Source organism: Smaragdicoccus niigatensis DSM 44881 = NBRC 103563, assembly GCF_000380645.1.
Lineage (GTDB): Bacteria > Actinomycetota > Actinomycetes > Mycobacteriales > Mycobacteriaceae > Smaragdicoccus > Smaragdicoccus niigatensis.
In genome coordinates this window covers 883,719-901,650 of the sequence record NZ_AQXZ01000018.1, presented here as the reverse complement: position 1 = coordinate 901,650, position 17,932 = coordinate 883,719, and the positions used below count along the sequence as shown (strand labels likewise).

At 64.4% G+C, this 17,932-nt stretch carries 17 protein-coding genes; 6 read left to right on the top strand and 11 right to left on the bottom strand.

What is annotated here, in order from left to right:
- Nucleotides 1-71: 71 nt before the first annotated feature.
- Nucleotides 72-464, top strand: coding sequence for a nuclear transport factor 2 family protein (locus tag F600_RS0120590; RefSeq protein ID WP_018162544.1), 393 nt, complete (start codon nt 72-74; stop codon nt 462-464).
- A gap of 2 nt (nt 465-466) precedes the next feature.
- Here the strand turns inward: F600_RS0120590 and F600_RS0120585 are convergent, their stop codons facing one another.
- The 5 genes from F600_RS0120585 to F600_RS0120565 all read right to left on the bottom strand — a co-directional run bounded on the left by F600_RS0120585 (nt 467) and on the right by F600_RS0120565 (nt 7,062).
- Nucleotides 467-1,666 (bottom strand): DUF445 domain-containing protein, encoded by a 1,200-nt coding sequence (locus tag F600_RS0120585; protein ID WP_018162543.1) that lies wholly within the window; start codon nt 1,664-1,666, stop codon nt 467-469.
- On the bottom strand, nt 1,663-2,805 hold the full coding sequence (locus F600_RS0120580) for an ion channel (protein WP_018162542.1): 1,143 nt from the start codon (nt 2,803-2,805) through the stop codon (nt 1,663-1,665). The genes F600_RS0120585 and F600_RS0120580 overlap by 4 nt, the downstream gene beginning before the upstream one ends.
- Before the next feature lie 75 nt (nt 2,806-2,880).
- Nucleotides 2,881-3,678: a non-homologous end joining protein Ku gene (ku, locus tag F600_RS29220; protein WP_018162541.1), complete on the bottom strand. Its 798-nt coding sequence runs from the start codon at nt 3,676-3,678 to the stop codon at nt 2,881-2,883.
- Between the two features lie 23 nt (nt 3,679-3,701).
- Entirely contained in the window at nt 3,702-4,853 is a 1,152-nt protein-coding gene (locus F600_RS0120570; RefSeq protein WP_018162540.1) for a lycopene cyclase family protein, read from the bottom strand.
- A gap of 22 nt (nt 4,854-4,875) precedes the next feature.
- A complete protein-coding gene (locus F600_RS0120565; protein ID WP_018162539.1) occupies nt 4,876-7,062 on the bottom strand; it encodes a fatty acid desaturase in 2,187 nt (728 codons plus the stop codon).
- Between the two features lie 72 nt (nt 7,063-7,134).
- On the opposite strand from F600_RS0120565, the gene F600_RS0120560 reads away from it, so the two are divergent.
- The 3 genes from F600_RS0120560 (at nt 7,135) to F600_RS0120550 (ending at nt 11,013) form a co-directional block, all read left to right on the top strand.
- Nucleotides 7,135-8,163, top strand: coding sequence for a helix-turn-helix domain-containing protein (locus F600_RS0120560; RefSeq protein WP_026306772.1), 1,029 nt, complete (start codon nt 7,135-7,137; stop codon nt 8,161-8,163).
- 76 nt (nt 8,164-8,239) lie between these two features.
- Nucleotides 8,240-9,871, top strand: a complete 1,632-nt coding sequence (locus F600_RS0120555; RefSeq protein ID WP_018162537.1) for an ABC-F family ATP-binding cassette domain-containing protein — start codon at nt 8,240-8,242, stop codon at nt 9,869-9,871.
- 14 nt (nt 9,872-9,885) lie between these two features.
- Nucleotides 9,886-11,013, top strand: coding sequence for a glycosyltransferase (locus tag F600_RS0120550; protein WP_018162536.1), 1,128 nt, complete (start codon nt 9,886-9,888; stop codon nt 11,011-11,013).
- Here F600_RS0120550 and F600_RS0120545 read toward each other — a convergent pair.
- Nucleotides 11,010-11,837 carry an alpha/beta fold hydrolase gene (locus F600_RS0120545; protein WP_018162535.1) on the bottom strand — a complete coding sequence of 276 codons (828 nt, stop codon included), beginning with the start codon at nt 11,835-11,837 and terminating at the stop codon, nt 11,010-11,012. The two genes, F600_RS0120550 and F600_RS0120545, sit on opposite strands and share 4 nt — an antisense overlap.
- Before the next feature lie 59 nt (nt 11,838-11,896).
- Between F600_RS0120545 and F600_RS0120540 the strand changes: the two genes are divergently transcribed.
- A complete protein-coding gene (locus F600_RS0120540) occupies nt 11,897-12,364 on the top strand; it encodes a MarR family winged helix-turn-helix transcriptional regulator (RefSeq protein ID WP_018162534.1) in 468 nt (155 codons plus the stop codon).
- 1 nt (nt 12,365) lies between these two features.
- Here the strand turns inward: F600_RS0120540 and F600_RS0120535 are convergent, their stop codons facing one another.
- Genes F600_RS0120535 through F600_RS0120525 form a run of 3 tightly spaced genes read right to left on the bottom strand, consistent with a single transcriptional unit; the run spans nt 12,366 to nt 14,319 of the window.
- Complete coding sequence (locus tag F600_RS0120535; protein WP_018162533.1) at nt 12,366-12,758, bottom strand: hypothetical protein; 393 nt, start codon at nt 12,756-12,758, stop codon at nt 12,366-12,368.
- On the bottom strand, nt 12,755-13,561 hold the full coding sequence (locus F600_RS0120530; protein WP_018162532.1) for an aldo/keto reductase: 807 nt from the start codon (nt 13,559-13,561) through the stop codon (nt 12,755-12,757). The genes F600_RS0120535 and F600_RS0120530 overlap by 4 nt, the downstream gene beginning before the upstream one ends.
- A 26-nt stretch (nt 13,562-13,587) precedes the next feature.
- Nucleotides 13,588-14,319 carry a lytic transglycosylase domain-containing protein gene (locus F600_RS0120525; protein WP_018162531.1) on the bottom strand — a complete coding sequence of 244 codons (732 nt, stop codon included), beginning with the start codon at nt 14,317-14,319 and terminating at the stop codon, nt 13,588-13,590.
- Nucleotides 14,320-14,658: 339 nt separating this feature from the next.
- Here F600_RS0120525 and F600_RS31315 point away from each other — a divergent pair, with 339 nt between their 5' ends.
- Nucleotides 14,659-14,907: a helix-turn-helix domain-containing protein gene (locus F600_RS31315; protein WP_026306771.1), complete on the top strand. Its 249-nt coding sequence runs from the start codon at nt 14,659-14,661 to the stop codon at nt 14,905-14,907.
- Here F600_RS31315 and F600_RS0120510 read toward each other — a convergent pair.
- Together F600_RS0120510 and F600_RS0120505 are read right to left on the bottom strand one after the other, a co-directional pair.
- Nucleotides 14,904-15,569: a class I SAM-dependent methyltransferase gene (locus F600_RS0120510; RefSeq protein ID WP_018162528.1), complete on the bottom strand. Its 666-nt coding sequence runs from the start codon at nt 15,567-15,569 to the stop codon at nt 14,904-14,906. The genes F600_RS31315 and F600_RS0120510 overlap by 4 nt on opposite strands.
- Nucleotides 15,569-17,926 carry an ATP-binding cassette domain-containing protein gene (locus tag F600_RS0120505; protein WP_018162527.1) on the bottom strand — a complete coding sequence of 786 codons (2,358 nt, stop codon included), beginning with the start codon at nt 17,924-17,926 and terminating at the stop codon, nt 15,569-15,571. The genes F600_RS0120510 and F600_RS0120505 overlap by 1 nt, the downstream gene beginning before the upstream one ends.
- Between the last annotated feature and the right edge of the window lie 6 nt (nt 17,927-17,932).

Sequence of the window (17,932 nt, the reverse complement as noted above, 5' to 3'; positions counted from 1 at the left end):
GGCGGGTACCCGCCGGTGGGTCCACCGAGGAACCTTGGGGATGTCCGAAAGAACAATCCAAGGAGATTCCAATGCACACAATTTCTTCCAACGTCGAATTCGTCCGCACGATGGTCGAGGCATTCCAGCGCGGTGACCTCGACACCGTCGGCTCGTGCTTCGCCGACGACGCGGTCTGGGAACTGCCCGGGACCTCGCCCGTTGCCGGCACCTATACCGGACCAGAGCAGATCGTCGGGTTTCTCGCTGACTCCTTCGTTCGCAGCGGCGGCACTCTTCGCCTCGAACTCATCGAGATCCTGGGCAGCGACTGGGGCGCGGTCCAGGTTCAGCGCGTGCTCGCCGAACGCGACGGGCGGACGCTCGACTGCGTGGAGCTGCTGGCCCACGAGGTTCGGGACGGGAAGATCGTGCGCACCTACCACCGGCCGGACCAGTACGCGATCGACGCGTTCTTCGGCTGAGTTCAGAGCAGGGGATTGTTGATCTCGAATAGGAAGGCTGCCGCGCCGCCGATGAACCCGGCGGCCGCGCAGACCGGAATCAACATCCACTCGTAACCGCCGAGCGCCGGGCGGATGAGGGCGCCGTACTGCGTCGGCGTGAGGTCGAGCATCTTGTGCACGAAGACGTCTTCGAGCACGATCTGACGTTCGCGATTGAACGTCGGCTCGTGCAGGGGCTCGAGCGCTTGGTCGATCGCCGCGTCCGTGAGGTCGTCGATGAGCCTGGCGACCTGCTCGCGCGAACGTTCTTTCTTGATGATCCGCATCGCCGGCTGCATCCCGTACTCGACAAGCGGAGTGACATGGCGCCGGATGATCTCGCGGGTTTGGTGTCCGCTGGGACCCTCAAGGGTGTCGCGGACGAGGTTCGACACCGTGATGATGTCGCGGGTGAAGATCCGCGTCGCGACTCGGACGGCGTTGTCCTGGTTCTGGTACAGCAGGCCATGGAAGGTGAACGGTCCGAGCTTGCCCAGCTCAGGCCACGCGAAGACCACCTGGATCGCCAGAAAAGCGCCGGCGGCGAACACGGTTGCGGCGGCGATGCCGTCGACCCACCACGGCTGGTGCGTCGTGTTCCCGATGAGCGATCCCAGCGCCGCGATGATGCCGATCGGCAGCCCCACGCGCTTGAGAAACAGGATCTCCTTGTGGCCGACGTGCTCGATCAAGCGGACGAGCATACCGGGCTGATCGATGAGGTGCACCTTGGTGATGTAGTCGATGCTCACGAGGTCGTCGAGGTTCTCCTCGATCTCACCAAGCAACTTCGGGATGACCTCGGGCATGCGTTCGTCGAGTCGCGTGTAGATCGATGTCTTGACGTCGTCGGGCAGGATGTCCCACAGCGTGGCGTCGGCGTCGAGGCACACATCTTCCACGATCTCGGGCATTCGCGGACGCAGCGAAAGAACCAGGTGTTCGCTGATCCGCGTCGGGTCAGCGTGGTCCCACACATCGCGAATCGTGCCGACCCGCGTCATGATCTGCTCGACCAACCGGTGGGCGATCACGGACGCCTTGGCGGGTACGAGACCACGCCAGCCGAAGATCGGCGGGATGCCCCGAAAGGTGATCGGGCGGAACATCGCGGCCACAGCAACGGATGTGACCACGTATCCGATCACGGCGAGAATCGCCGCGAGGACGACGAGCTTCACCGGGCTTCCACGCCCAGCCCGTCGATGGCCGCCTGGACCTGCGATCGCGATGGGGGATTATCGGTCCGGACCAGCACGAACAGCCCGCGACCCGAGACCGGATGCAGCGGCGCCGGGTTCGAGACGACCTTTCGCTGCTCGTCGACGTAACCGAGTACCGTGCCGTAGCCCTTCAAGAGCATCGTCGCGCCGATGTCGGCCCAACGGCGGTTGTCGATGCGCACGTTGAAACGCTGCGTGACGCTGCCTTCGCTGCTGAGGATGTCCTCGACGACGGTTTCCGAACCCGGGCACGCGAGCGCGCGAACGATGAACTCGGGGTACGAGCGGACCGGCCGGACGATGCGATGCGCACCGAATCGGCGGAAGCGCTCGCGCGAGGAATCCTCCACGACTTCGGAGATGATGCGTGCGTTCGTGTAGGTCTCGTGCAGTTCGAGCAGGACGTCGAAGTTCAGGCTGTCGGACCGGGGATGAGTCTCCTCCTCGGCGAGCAGCACGATGTACTTCGCCTTGTCCGCGCCGGCGCTCTGCAGGGCTTTCAGATCGTGTGGGGACCCGTGATAGAACACCGCCCCGAGATCGCGCAGGCCGTCCGGGAGTCCGTTGGTGAAGCGCTCGGTCAGGATCATGACCGGGATGTTGGTGAATTCGCGTTCGCGCCGGAGTAGCTCGATGAGCGAAACGAAATATCGCTCGGACTCTTTCGCGGGGGAATTCAAGATCAGAATGTGGTCGCGCAATTTCCACCTCCACGTGCCGTCACGCATACGGGTGAGCTTTTCCAGACGCATCTCGACCGCGGCCGACGCCACGTTGGCGACCATGAACACCGCGCCCGTGTAGAGCAGCAGCATGGTCGCCACTTTGCCCGGGATCGTGGCGGCGGAGATGTCGCCATAGCCGATCGTGAGGACCGTGGTCAGCGTGAGCCAGACCGAGTTCACGAAGACTTCGAGGCTGCTTTCGTCGCCACGTTTGTGCAGAGCGGCCTGTTCGAAAACGAGCATCGCGATGACGTGCAGCGCGATGAGCAAGAGCAGGAACAGCAGCATCTTGCGGAGTCGACTGGTGAGCGACGTTTCGATCTTGATTCGGCGATGCTCCACACCCAGCATGCGGGCGATGAAGAAGAACACCGAAGTAGGGTTTCGTTCCTCGACGCCAGATGTTTGCGGTTTACGCGAACCTGTCGGAAATGTCCGTATTCAGTGTTATCCGGTCTTCTTCTTTGACGATTGCTCGAGGCTCCGCTGCAGGGCCGCGACAAGATCGACCACCTCGGCGTCCTCCTCGCCTTCGGCGACCTCTTCGGCCGGGATGACCTTCTGGCCACCGGCCTTGATGCTCTCGTCGAGCATCTTCTTGAGCTGAACCTGGTAGTCGTCGGTGTACTCGGCCGGGTCGAAGTCGCCCGACATGCTCTCGACGAGCGTCTCGGCCATCTTGAGTTCGTTCGCGCGCGGTTCGCTCACGTCGTCGAGTGCCGGGAACTCGGCTGCCCGAACCTCGTCCGGCCACAGGAGCGTCTGCACCACGAGCACGTTGTTGCGCACCCGCAGGGCCGCCAGGCGCGTCTTCTGGCGCAGCGTGAAGTGGACCAGCGCGGTCCGGTCCGTGTTCTCGAGCGTGCGCGACAGGAGCACGTACGCCTTGGGTGTCATCGAGTCGGGTTCGAGGTAATAGGTCTTTTCGAACAGAATCGGGTCGATCTGCTCAGTCGGCACGAACTCGAGAACGGAGATCTCCCGCTTCTCGGCGGCGGGCAGCTTCGAGAGGTCCTGGTCGGTCACGATGATGCGATCGCCGTTCTCGTCCTCGTACGCCTTGTCGATATCGGCGTAAGGGACCGACTCACCGCACACCGAGCACTTTCGGTCGTACTTGATACGACCGCCGTCCTTGCCGTGGACCTGATTGAAGTGAATGTCGTGGTCCTCGGTTGCGGTGTACGCCTTCACCGGCACGTTGACGAGCCCGAAGGCGATCGAACCTTTCCAGATTGCTCGCACATCTCCATCATGGCTAACGATGATCAGATGTGCGAGTCGTTCCCCGCTGATCGACGGGCCGACATCGTTGCCGCGATGACGATTCGGCGCTGCGACATCGGCAGATCGGCGAAAACGCGGGCCATCGCGCGGGTCATTCCGGGCAGATTGTCGCGCTCACTGAGGTACGTCCGCTGCACGTCGACGGGCAGTGAGAAGAACGACGCGAAGAAGCTCGCGGTCTGATGCGGCTTGAGCTTGAGGAGCGTCCGGAGGCCCGCGAGTCGGAGTGCGTGAACTGCTCTCGCCGACGGCGTCCAGACGGTGCGCAGAAGCGACTCCTCGGCGGTGATCGCACTGGCGACGGTATCTGCGAGCGCGAGCGAAGTCGCGACGCTGTAGCCGGTACCCGGGTGCATCAGGGCACCCCGCGATCCGAAGCGGAACGCCTGGTTATTGCGTAGCGAGGGCGTCGGCGCAAGCACCGGAAAGCGCACCTTCTCGGTGGCCTCCGTGCCGGTCAGATGAATCCCGCGGAGGGCGAGACGAACCTGCAGTCGGCGCTGAAGCTCTTTGAGATCGAGGGCCGGGCTGCCGACGAGGCACGTCTCTTCGAGGAGCACGCGGTTGTCGTCAAGGGGAACGACGTAGAGAAAGGATCGTGGCTCGGCGGGTCGAGTGCCGTTGTCGAGCCACCAGTCCATGAACCAGGCCTCGTGCCCACCAAGAGCTTTCACGACGCGGTCACGATCTACGACAACGCCGAACGCCGTCTGCTCCGGGATGGACGCCGATCGGACCGCACCACGCGCGTCGACAACGTAGCCGGCTTTGACCTTGGCCCCGGAAGCAAGAACGACGTGGTTGCGGGCGACCTCCGCGACCCGATCCTGCACGACCTTGACGCCGCCGAGATCGAGCGATTCCTGCAGGCCTGGAGTGCTGAGGACGACGTACGGGCGATCGAGAACATGTTCACGAGTCGTCCAGGCGACCGGCTTTTCCACCCGTGTGGCGATCGTGTCGTCCGCGAGCCAGGCGGGAAGTTCGTCCGCCCAGGCGGCGTACGTCGGAGTCCAGCGGCGGTACGGATGCGGGTCGAGTGCGAGAACGTCGAGTCCCTGCTGTGTACAACGGTGGGCGAGAGCCCGGCCCGCCGGTCCCAGGCCTGCGATCACGACGTCCGGACTCTTCACATGGGCGAGGTTAGCGGGCCGCTCACAGATCCAGGTCGATGTCCGAGCAGGCGAGGCTGTCGCACACGGTGATCCGGTTGACGCCCACCTCGGCGTCCTCGTTCTGCGTGGTGCCACTCAACTTCGGCGTCACGCACGCTCGGCACAGGCCACGGCGGCAACCGGTCGGCACCGAGATTCCGGCGCGGTTCGCGGCTTCGAGCAGCGTCGTCGCGCCGTCGATCTCGACCTTGCGATCGCTGCGCCGGAAGTTCACCGTGTACCGGCGGCCGTCGTCAACGGGCCGAACCAGCTCGGGCGGCGTGAACGATTCGGTGTGGAACAGCTCGGCGGGCTGCCCGAGGTCGGACAGGTAGCCGCGCACCGAATCGACGAGTCCCGTCGGGGCACACACGAAAGTCTCACGCTCGTTCGCGTCGGGAACGAGTCGACCGAGGAGCAGCGCGGACGGCCGCAGACCCTCGAACAGGTGCACCCGGATACCCAGCTGGTTGCCAAGTGCTCGGATCTCGCGCTCGAAGAGTGTCGACTGCTTGTCGTGGTTGAAATACAGCAGGACGGCGTCGCTGGGGTCGCCGCTCCGGGCAATCTTGCGCAGGTGGCTGATGATCGGGGTGATTCCCACGCCGCCGGCCATGAACAGCGACTTGCGCGGCATTTCCGGCATGACGAGTCCGCCGGTCGACGTCGGCGCACCGACGAGCGTCACGTACGTGCCCTGCTGCAACGTGTCGTTGAGCTGGTTTGACACCCGGCCGCCGTCGACCCGCTTGATGCAGATGTCCATCGTGTCCGAGCCGTCGCTGTCGTTCACCAGGCTGTACTGACGCACGAGTGCTTCGCCGTTGTGTTCGACGCGAAGCGAGACGAAGGCTCCCGCGTCCCACCGCACGTCATCCCAGCCGTGGGGCTTCTCGAGACGGACGAGCCGTGCCCGGCCACCGGCCAGCTGCTGCGTCGCGACGACTCGGGCCGGAACGTTGTACCAGCGCGGCTTGTCGAGGTACGGGCTGTCGGGGAGGAGCCGATACTTTGCGCCGGCGACAACCCGCCGGGCGAGCGAGAACGGCTGCTTCACCAATCGCCAGGCGCTCGAATGTTCGCGTTCCCCGACTGGAATCGAGAGGCCAGTGAGGGCCTGCACCATCAGCCCGGCGGTGTCGGCAAGCGGCGTCTCGTGGAAAGGAAGGCCATATCGGAGAGCGATCTCCTTGACCTGCGGCGCGATCTCGCGCTGCCGGTTGGGCGGCAGATCGGGAAACAGATGGTGCTCGACGTGGGTGTCCAAGCCGCCGTAGAAGATTCGGAAGTCCGGCCGCTTCTCGTACGGCACCTCCTCCTCGAGGATCTGCTTGAACATCGAGTCGAGCCTCTCGTTCGGCAGGAAGTTGCGAGTGGCTCGGATCTGCCGGGAGTAGTACTCATCGCGCGTCTCGTCCGGGCCTGGGTCCGGGAAGGCCTCGACGTCACCGGCGTGGTGCTCGATGATGACCAGGAACAGCACAGCCAGGTAGCCGGCGACTCCGCCGACGTGATTGCCGAGCAGTGTCGGCAGGAATCGGGCACCCGCCGCGCGGGGTTCGGTGATGAGTCGGCGGACCGTGTCGCGGTAAGCGACCCCCGCCGGCACTTTCAGGGTGTCGAGGCTGAAGAACGGTGAGTTCTTCATCTGTCGGGCCGCATTGGTCACGACGAACGGTGCCACCTGGGAGACGAACGGCGTGGCCGCGCCGACCAGCAGAAGCTGCAGCGCATGGTGACCCAACCAGTCCTGTCCGGCATGAGCGCGCACGACGCTGTACCCGAGGTCGTGATCCTGACCGACGATGTTCGTGTTCGGGTGATGTCCCTCGTGGTGCATCACCTTCCACTCGGCGATGTCGACGTTGAAGTCCCACTGGTAGCGGTCGGAATGGAATTCGCCCGCGTTCGGCAGATGGTCGTACGACCCGTGGATGATGTTGTGGCCGAGCTCGGAGAATTGGAGGAGTCGGTACAGCATCTCGAGAACAACCGCCCGGCTCATCGCCTTGGGGGTGCCGGAGCGCACCAGCTCCCGGCGCCGCGCGTTGATTGCGTCCGCGTAGGCGGCGACGGCCCGGATGTGGGTGAGATCCTCGTCGCCGACCTTGGCCTTGGTCCTCGCGTAGAGGTCCTGGAGTTCGGTGGCGAGGGTGGTCTGTGGGGCGACGACTGCGGTGGCGTTCATGACATCAACGCTATGGACGTTGAATCCCCAGATGAACGTTCGCTTCGGGCGGACATTTGATATTTTCGGACAATGGCTGCCGCAGTTGCACCTGCCTGGGCAGTGCCTCGGGGGACCGAAGGTGTCCGGATCATGGCCAAGGGCGTCGCCGGACGCATGACCACTGCCGACCTTCTGTCGGGTACCGGATTGACGGAAGCGGACCTCGTCGACGAAACCGCGGAGATCTGGCCCCACCAGGAGTTCGCCGTTGTGCGGAACATCATTGGCCAGCTCGGCGATTGTCCAGGTCAGGGCATTGAGATCGGGCTGTTCAGCACCTTCGGCCGCGCCGGGATCGTCGGCTTCACGTTTCTCGCCAGTGCGACCGTCCGCGAGGGAATCGAGCGCATTGCTCCCTACCTGGCGCTCTCGCCGTCCCACGTTCGACTGTCGGCCGAAGTGGACGACACCCGCTCCTACATCGTCGCGGACGACAGCGACATCCCCGCTGATGTGCGATCGTTCATCGTCGAGCGTGACCTCGCCGGAATCGGGGCGGTGCTGCAGGGAGCCAACGTCTTGCTGTCCCCGGACTGGTTCGAAACCACTCTTGGCGAAGACCGTGCCGAACGCCTGGTCCGGACGTGGTCGCCAACGGCCGAGGTGCGGCCCAACAAGACACTCAACCGGATCGCCGGCCCTCGTGAAATGCTCGATGCCGAGCTGCCGCAGGCAGATCCGAACATGGCCAGACTGTTCGAGCGACAGTGCGCCGAGTTGCTCGATCGACGACTCGCACGAGTCGGGGTGTCCGGTCAGGTCCGCAGCCGACTGCTGCACGATCCCAGTCACTTTCCGTCCATGGAGTCCGTTGCGGACGAACTCCACCTCGACCCCCGGACGCTCCGGCGCCGATTGACCGAAGAAGGCACCTCGTTCCGGGCGCTCGTCGACGACGTCCGCCGCACCCTCGCCGAGAGCCTGCTAGCCGACGACATGACGATCGATGCAATTGCCGTGCGTCTCGGCTATGCGGAGACGGCGAGCTTGACGCACGCCTTCACGCGGTGGACCGGTATGTCGCCGAGTCGGTGGCGCGCACACCTGCGCCGGCGGTAGCCGAGACTTTCGTTGGTTTGGGCACGCCGTCGCCGCCGGTAGAATCGACCCTTGGCCCAACCCACAGGAGTTTCGTTTGATCACCGCCACCGACCTCGAGGTTCGCGCCGGTGTCCGGACTCTCCTGACAGCGCCGGGCCCGGCGCTACGCGTGCAGGCCGGGGACCGCATCGGTCTCGTGGGCCGCAATGGCGCCGGCAAGACCACGACGCTCCGCATTCTCGCTGGTGAGGGCGAACCGTATGCCGGGACCGTCGTGCGGTCTGGCGATCTCGGCTACCTTCCGCAGGACCCGCGCGAAGGCGACCTCGACGTGCTCGCGAAGGATCGCGTGCTCTCGGCGCGCGGCCTCGACAGCCTTCTGCGCAAGCTCGAGAAACTGCACGTTCTCATGGCCGAACTCGTGGACGACGCCGAGCGAGACCGCGCGATCCGCGAATACGGACAGGTTGAAGAGCGATTTTCCTCACTCGGCGGCTATGTCGCGGAAAGCGAAGCCGCACGGATCTGCCACAGTTTGGCGCTCCCCGACCGGGTGCTCGCACAACCTCTTCGGACACTCTCTGGTGGTCAGCGCCGCCGCGTGGAATTGGCGCGCATTCTGTTCGCCGCTTCCGACGGCAGCGGCGGCCGCTCGGACACCGTCCTGCTGCTCGACGAGCCCACGAACCACCTCGACGCCGACTCGATCACCTGGCTGCGCGGCTTCCTCCAGCAGCACGACGGTGGACTGATTGTCATCAGCCACGACGTCGAACTGCTTGGTGATGTCGTGAACAAGGTGTGGTTCCTCGACGCGGTCCGCGGCGAGGCCGACATTTACAACATGGGCTGGCAGCGCTATCTCGACGCTCGCGCGACCGACGAGCAGCGTCGTCGCCGCGAGCGGGCGAACGCCGAGAAGAAGGCGTCCGCGTTGCACAAGCAGGCCGCCAAACTCGGCGCGAAGGCCACCAAGGCGACCGCTGCGCAGAACATGGCCAAGCGTGCCGACAAGTTGATCGCTCAACTCGACGACGTTCGCGTCGCCGACAAGGTCGCGCGCATCCGCTTCCCGCATCCCGCATCGTGCGGCAAGACCCCGCTCATGGCGAGCGGTCTGACGAAGATGTATGGCTCGCTCGAAGTGTGGACCGGCGTCGATCTCGCGATCGACAAGGGGAGCCGCGTCGTCGTCTTGGGCCTCAACGGTGCCGGAAAGACCACCCTGCTGCGGGTTCTCGCGGGTGTCGAAACCCCGGAGGGCGGCAAGCTCGAGCCGGGTTACGGCCTGAAGGTCGGGTACTTCGCGCAGGAACACGACACGATCGACGGCGACGCATCGGTGTGGGAGAACATTCGCCACATGGCGCCGGACGCGGGGGAGCAGGACCTGCGTGGCCTGCTCGGTGCGTTCATGTTCTCGGGTCCGCAGCTCGATCAACCGGCCGGCACTCTTTCCGGTGGTGAGAAGACGCGTCTCGCGCTCGCCGGGCTGGTGTCGTCGGCTGCGAATGTGTTGCTTCTCGATGAGCCCACCAACAACCTCGACCCCGTCTCACGCGAGCAGGTTCTGGACGCGCTGCGCAGCTACGAAGGTGCGGTCGTTCTCGTGACGCACGATCCGGGTGCGGCTGAGGCGCTGTCTCCGGAGCGGGTCATCCTGTTGCCGGACGGTACCGAGGACCACTGGTCCGCGGACTATCTGGAGCTCATTCAGCTCGCGTAGCTAATGTCGGTTCGGTGCGGATTCTCTTCTCGAGCCTCGACGCTTTCGGTCATGTATTTCCCCTCATCCCACTCGCTCAAGCTGCCGTTCGTGCCGACCACGAGGTTCTGTTCGCGGCCGGCGACACCGCTAGTCAAGCGCTGCGATCGGCGGGGCTGAACTCGACGGCTGTCGGGTTCGGTATCCGCGAAGCCTTTGCCCGCGCAGTCGGGAACGTGCCCGTCGACCCGCGCACAATGTCCGACGACGTGCGCGAACGTGCGATCCGCACGGTGTTCGGCGAGATCATCCCGTTGTCGCAGGTGCAGGCTTTGCAACCAGTGATCGCCGAGTTCGCGCCGGACCTCGTCGTCGCCGAGGTAGGCAATCCCGGCGCAGCGCTGGCCGGCCTCTCAGCAGGTGTAAAGGCGGTGCGCCACGGCTTCGGCCGCGGCCACGCAAGCGTTGGTAATCCGTGGGCCGCGCTCAGTCCGGCGGTCCGCGAGGTGTTGGGGGACGCGTGCGTCGATTCGGTGCGCCGGACGCCGCTGATCGACATCTATCCGGCCTCGCTCCAGCCGGACGACCTCGATCCGGCGGTGCCCCGAATCCTCCTACGGCCCGTGCCCTTTGCTGAACCAGGTGCTGTGCCGGGGATCGTCACCGAAGGGAGCGGGCCGCTGATCTACCTCACCTTGGGCACTGCGTTCGGCTCACCCGATGTTTTCCGCGCGGTCCTCGAAGGTCTGTCGACTCATGGATTCCGTGTTCTGGTGGCCACCGGCCCCAGCATGCCAGTGTCCGTTCTCGGTGATCTACCGCCGAATGTCGTGGCACAACAATGGGTTCCGCAGGCCGAAATCCTGCCGCATGCCGACGTCGTCATCAACCACGGCGGCTCCGGAACCACTCTGGCCTCGCTGGGTGCCGGCGTTCCCCAACTGTTCCTTCCGCAGGGTGCCGACCAATTCATCAACGCCGCAGCCGTGAGCGACGCGGGTGCAGGTCTCACCATCACGGTGCCGGATGCCGAGATGATCGGCGAGAGTGTCACCAAACTCCTTGGCGACGACTATCGGGCACGCGCGCAGAAGATCGCCGCGGAGATCGCTGCGATGCCGTCTCCGGACGACGTCGCAGCGCGTCTGGTGGAGTTCGTCTAGGGAGTTCGATTGGCCGAGTGAGCCCAGAAGTCCTGGAGAATCTCGGCGATGCGATCCGGTTCCAGCAGGAGCGGTGCGATATGGCCTGCTCCCTTGACGGCGACTGCGCTCGCGTTGGGCATCCCAGCCACTGCCTTCTCGGCGTCGGCCGGGACCCAACCGGTGGGGTCGCGATCGGCCGCGATCATCAAGGTCGGTGCGGTGATCTTCGGCAGCAGGTTATCGAGGCTCGGACGTTGGAGCATGAAGCACCGCATGGCTCGCAGCATCGCTGGGCGATCCACGTTGCGGAATGCATCCATCGTCGCTTTCGCCTGATCCGGCTGTGCGGCCATGGCATCGGAACCGAGGAGTGCGTTGGCCAACGGCTTGACGAGCATGCGATGCGACCCGAGCAGGCGATACCCCTGAACGAGCGGAACGCACTGGGTCCAGCGCTCGCGGAAGCTCAGCGACTGCACCGGAGTTCCGATTGTCACCAGGGACCGAATTCGCGCAGGTTGGGTTGCCGCGAGCACGATCCCGATGTGTCCGCCGAGGGCATTGCCGACCCAGTCGACGGGCTCAGCGATGCCGAGATGGTCGAGGACTTCAGCGGCCGCTCGCGCTGCGTCTTCGACGGTGAAATCCCGGTCGGCAGGTTCGCTTCGACCGTGATTCGGTGCATCGATGAGGATCAGTCGACGGCCGGGAGCGAGGGACTCGACGACCAGCGCCCATGACACCTGATCGACGAAAAGGCTGTGGACCAGCACCGTCACGGGGCCGGAGCCGGTGTCGGTGACAAACAAGCGGCCCAGGCTGGTGGGAATCAGCGAGGACATCGAACCCTCCTCATTTACTTCGGTTACCGAAGCTTCGGTAACCGAAGTATTATCCCGCTATGGTGCCAACGTCAAGTGGTCTTCCTCCGGATCGCCAGGCAGTCGGGCAGTTGCTCGTTCGACTCCTGCGCGAGTTTCGGCGCGAGCTGTCCGAACCCCGGGGAGCCGGGGGCTACGGCGATATTCGCGACCCGCACCTGCAGATATTCGGCAATCTCGGGCCGCGCGGCGCACGTCTGACCGAGATCGCGGGTCGCGCCCAGCTCAGCCTCGCGGCGACCGCGGAGCTCGTCGACGACCTCGCCTCACTCGGTTACGTCGAGCGTCGCCCAGACCCGTCGGATGGCCGAGCGAAGCTCATCGTGTTCACCGAACGTGGCCGGCATCTGATGGTTGATGCGGGCAACCGGGTCGCGCAGATCGAAGCTCGCTGGGCTGACATCGTAGGGACAGAGCGATTTCACGCGGCGTGCTCGGTGATGCAGGAACTTCTCGACGAACTCGATCCCGACAACGCGCGGCGCTGAGTCAGTCAGCGCGAGTGACGGCGACCGGCCGGCCGTTCAGGTGAAAGCCGTTCCGCCAGGTCAGCAGGCCGTCGTCCAAGTGGAATTCGAACTCGATGCGGTCCGTGATGCGGAAGCGCATGGCTCGAATCGCGTGCGTCAGTCCGTCGATGCGAACACCCGCGCCCGGCGAGGGGAGCTCGATCCAATCGGCCGAGATGGACGGCGAACCGAGGTTCTCGACGTCGATCTCCGCGACCGCGCAATCCGTGTGCCAGAGAACGTGATTCTCGGCGGTCACTTCGTATTCATAGATGTCGAGACCCCGGCCGAGTTGGAGTGTCACGACGGGTGAACCGGCGGGGATCTCCAGGCGTATGCCGTCGACGTCGTATGCGCTTCCGTTGAGGTTCATCCGGGAAACGTCATGGGGTTCGGGCCGATGCGGTGGTTCTGATTCAGCGCCCCGATCGCGGCCATCTGGTCGCTGGTGAGTGCGAAATCGAGGTCGAAGTTCTCGCGCATTCGGCTGGGTGTCACGGACTTCGGGATCACGGCATTGCCCAGCTGCCGATGCCACCGCAGGATCACCTGGGCCGGCGTGCGCCCGACCTCCGCGGCGATTGCGTTTATCTGCGGAACGTCGGTGAGCCGCCCGCGCGCCAGCGGTGACCATGCGGTTGTCACGATCCCGTGCACCGCGTTGTACGCACGGAGCTCGTGTTGATTGAACAGCGGGTGGAGTTCGATTTGATTGACCACCGGTAGTTCGGGGAGGTTGTCCATCTGCTCGGGCTCGAAGTTCGAGACGCCGATCGAGCGGACGAGGCCGTCGTCGCGCAGCTTCTGCATTGCCGAAAATGTTTCGAAGTAGAGGCCGCGCGCGGGGCATGGCCAATGAATGAGCAGCAAGTCGAGGTATTCGAGGCCGAGGCGAGAGAGGCATTCCTTGCCCGCGCGCAGTGCGTTCTCGTAGCCGTGGCTGTCGTTCCACAGCTTGGTCGTGACAAAGACGTCCTCGCGGGCCAGGCCGCTGTCCCGCACGGCTTGACCCACGCCTTCTTCGTTTGCGTAGAGGGCCGCGGTGTCGACGCTGCGGTATCCGATCTCGAGCGCGTTGCGCACGACGTCACGAGCTTGTTCGGGCGGGACCTTGTACAGCCCGATCCCGATGCCCGGCATCGTGTGACCATCGTTGAGTCGAATCACGTCGCTCATTGTTCCCGAAGTCCCGTGTCTGCGCGTCAGTCAACCGATTCCTTGGCGTAGTCGTTCGCCCGTCCGAGCACCGTGTGCACGTAATCCATCGAGTTGTTGTACGACAGAATCGCCTGTTGCCAGCCCTCTGAGGTGCGCAGGTCTCGGTTGTTTGCGCAGAGATAGCGGGCTGCGGTGAGTGCCGCGTCGTCGATGTTGTCCGGGTTCGCGCGGCCATCGCCGTTGGCATCGACGCCCCAGCGGATCCAGGTCGACGGAATGAACTGAAACGGCCCGACCGCGCGATCGAATTTCTTGTCGCCGTCGAGGATGCCGCGATCGGTGTCGCGGATCTCCTGAACGCCTGCGCGTCCGTCGAGTGGGATGCCGCGAATACCGGGCCGGATGGTGCCGTCTGCGGCGATCTTCGCGCCGTCGTGCTGGCCGTGTTGACTCTCGGTTCGCGCGATTCCGGCGAGCGTCGTCCAGCTGATTCCGCAGTCGGGAGACGTCTGGCCGGCCGCTGCGGCGGCGTACGCGTAGGCCTCGAGGGCGGTGATCGGGATGTGGACCTTGCCGGTCAGATCCTTGGCCCAGTCCTGGAGTTGGTCGGCCGGTCGACCCGCGGCGTCGAATTCGACGTCCGGGATTTCGGCCCCGGCGGCGGGCGGAAATCCGGACGGATTGTCCGGTTTGTCATCGCACGCGACCATGATCAGAAGAATCGTGCCGAACACGGCGGTCCACGTTGGCCACGGAATCCGTCGGTTCACACTCACGAGTCCATGATCCAGACCTTTGGCCACAGACTGATCACGAGATCACCGAGTTGATCATTCGTTGACCCGATGAAGATCGCGAAAAATGATGCCATGGAAACAATGATCGCGTGGGTAATTGCGAATTCAATCGCAAAATTCGCTGTGCAGCAACATTTTTCGAATTCTTTGACGCGAATTCGGCGGCAACGCAACGATCTCCAATTTCAAACCTCAATTGCCACATTTTCCTCAGTTGAACCGTCTGTTCCGTGCGTTCCAGAAGTGGTTGAGCATCGTTGTGGGAGCGCCTACGTTAAATGCACATTCCCCCCTGCTCTGCCCACTTGGAGGACGGCGATGGCCCCAACTCCCACGCTCCCGCGCGGTTCCCGCGTAACCGGTAAGACTCGTGACCGGTTACAAAATCAACTCAAGAAGCAGTACGAAGCAGGTGCCAGCATTCGCTCACTTGCCAAGACCACAGGTCGCTCGTACGGGTTCATTCACAATGTGCTCGTCGAGGCGAACGTGAAGCTCCGCAGTCGTGGTGGGGCGAACCGTCGCCGCCGCGTGCTCGCCGCGCCAGCGATTGCGATGCCGGCCTAATAGCTGCTTCGCGCCTCAAAAACAACGAAAGCTCCTGAGCTTTCGAACTTCTCGACGACGAGACCGGCAGACGACAGCCAGGTGCGGGCGTCGGCGTTCGTGCCGGACGGACCGAACACGCCAGCCGCCCGCAACGTTGCCGCATAGGCATCTGCGCGACGCACTGCGCCTCTCGCGACGAAAGAAGAGATGAGGCGCCCGCCCGGGCGCAGGCATCGAGCCATTTCGGCGATGGCTGCGCCCGGGTCGGGCAAGCAATGCAATCCGTTGAAGCAGACGATCAAGTCGAACTCGCGATCCGAGAACGGCATGTTCACGACGTCGGCTTCGACGAATTCCGCGCTGACCCCGCTTTCCGCGGCGACCTTTCGCGCGCGATCCAGCATGACCGGCGAGATGTCGGCCGCGACGTATCGCAGGTGCTGATCGCGGCGCAGACGACGCATGGTGACCCCACCGCCACACGGCACATCGAGGATCGACGTACCGTTCGGGACGTCGCAAACGACATCCATTGCGGCGTACACCTTGCGTAAATCGGTGCCGAAGATGACGCGCGACAGTGGCACCGCGAGCGACTCCTTCTCGATCACCGAGTCGTAGAGCTTCGCTCCGACCGAACCGAGCCGGCTTGACTTCCACACCTCTGAAACGTCCCGCATCAGACCCCCACGTAAGTCGCTAGATGTTCGCCGGTCAGTGTCCCGCCCGATTCGACGAGAGCCTGTGGCGTTCCTTCGAAGACCACCTTGCCGCCGTCGTGCCCGGCGCCCGGACCCATGTCGATGATCCAGTCCGCGTGTGCCATGACCGCCTGGTGATGTTCGATGACGATGACCGACTTACCGGCGTCGACCAGTCGGTCCAACAATCCGAGCAACTGTGCGACGTCCGCGAGGTGCAGACCCGTCGTCGGCTCGTCGAGGACGTAGATCCCGCCCTTGTCCGCCATGTGAATCGCGAGCTTGAGGCGCTGGCGTTCGCCGCCGGACAGTGTGTTGAGCGGCTGTCCGAGGCCCAGATAACCGAGTCCGACATCGTTCATCCGGTCGAGGATCGCGTGCGCCTTCTTGTATTCGCCACCGCTGAAGAATTCGGTCGCGGCGCCGATCGACATCGACAGCACCTCGTGAATGTTCTTGCCGTCGAGGGTGTACTGCAGAACCTCCGGCTGGAAGCGGCGGCCCTCGCATTCCTCACACACGGTCGCGACGCCGGCCATCATCGCGAGGTCGGTGTACACGACGCCCAGACCGGAACAGTTCTGGCAGGCGCCCGACGAGTTCGCACTGAAGAGGGCCGGCTTGACGCCATTGGCCTTGGCGAACGCGGTGCGGATCTGGTCGAGCAGGCCCGTGTACGTCGCCGGATTGCTGCGGCGGGATCCGCGGATCGCCGACTGGTCGACCGAGACCACTCCCGACGATGCGGGGATCGATCCGTGAATGAGCGAACTCTTGCCCGAACCGGCGACCCCGGTGACGACGCACAGTATGCCGAGCGGAACGTCGACGTCCACGTTGACGAGGTTGTGCTGGCTTGCGCCGCGGATTTCGAGCTTGCCCTTGTGCTTTCGCACCGTCGACTTGAGCTGCACGCGATCGTCGAGGTGCTTGCCCGTCAGCGTTCCGCTCGAGCGCAGGTCCTGCACGGTTCCGGAGAAGCAGACCTCACCGCCGTGCACGCCCGCACGGGGCCCGAGGTCGACGACGTGGTCGGCGATGGCGATGGTCTCCGGCTTGTGCTCGACGACAAGCACGGTGTTGCCTTTGTCGCGCAGTCGGATGAGGAGGTCGTTCATGCGCTGGATGTCGTGCGGGTGCAGACCAACGGTCGGCTCGTCGAAGACGTAGGTCACGTCGGTGAGGCTCGATCCGAGGTGCCGGATCATCTTGACGCGCTGCGCCTCACCACCGGACAGCGTCCCGGACGGTCGGTCGAGTGAGAGGTAGCCGAGCCCGATCTCGACGAACGAGTCGAGCGTCTGCAGCAGGGTCGCGATGAGCGGTGCGACTGATGCATAGGCGACCCGTCCTTCCTCCGCTCCTCGGTCCGCTCCTCGCTTCGCTGCGGTGCTCCCTGCGATGCTCGGGCGTCCTCCTGTCGCCGGAGCCGCCGCGAGTCCGCGGCACCAGTCCGCCAGATCGCTGATCTGCATGCGCGACGCGTCGGCGATGTTGATGCCGTCGATCTTCGAATCCAGAGCGGCCTGATTGAGGCGCGAGCCGCCGCAGTCCGGGCACTCGGTGTACGTGACCGCGCGGTCCACGAACGCCCGGATGTGCGGCTGCATCGCCTCGCGGTCCTTGGTCAGGAACGACTTCTGCACTCGGGGGACCAGCCCCTCGTAGCTCATGTTGATGCCGCTGACCTTGACCTTGCACGGCTCCTTATAGAGGAAGTCGTGCAATTCCTGGTCGTTGAAGTCGCGGATCTTCTTGTCGGGATCGACGAAGCCGCTTTCGCTGTAGATCCGAACCTGCCAGCCTTCGGCGGTGTAGCCAGGGATGGTGATGGCGCCGTCACGCAGGGACTTGTCTTTGTCGTAGAGCTGGTCGAGGTCGATCGACGTCGCGTTGCCCATGCCCTCGCACGTGAGGCACATGCCCTGCGGCACGTTGAAGCTGAAGTGGAAGGACGGGCCGGCATAGGGCTGACCGAGTCGGCTGAACACGATCCGCAGCATGGCGTAGGCATCCGTAGCGGTGCCGACCGTCGACCGCGAGTTCGCGCCCATGCGTTCCTGGTCGACGACGATCGCCGCGCTGAGGTTCTCCAGCAGGTCGACCTCGGGGCGAGCGAGGTTGGGCATGAACGATTGCAGGAACGCGGAGTACGTCTCGTTGATGAGGCGCTGCGATTCCGCGGCGATCGTGCCGAAGACCAGCGAGCTCTTGCCGGAACCGGAAACGCCAGTGAAGACGGTCAATCGTCGTTTGGGGATGTCGATGTCGATGTTGCGAAGGTTGTTTTCGCGGGCACCGCGCACGTAGATGGTGTCGTGAGAGTCAGCCAGCACAAGGCC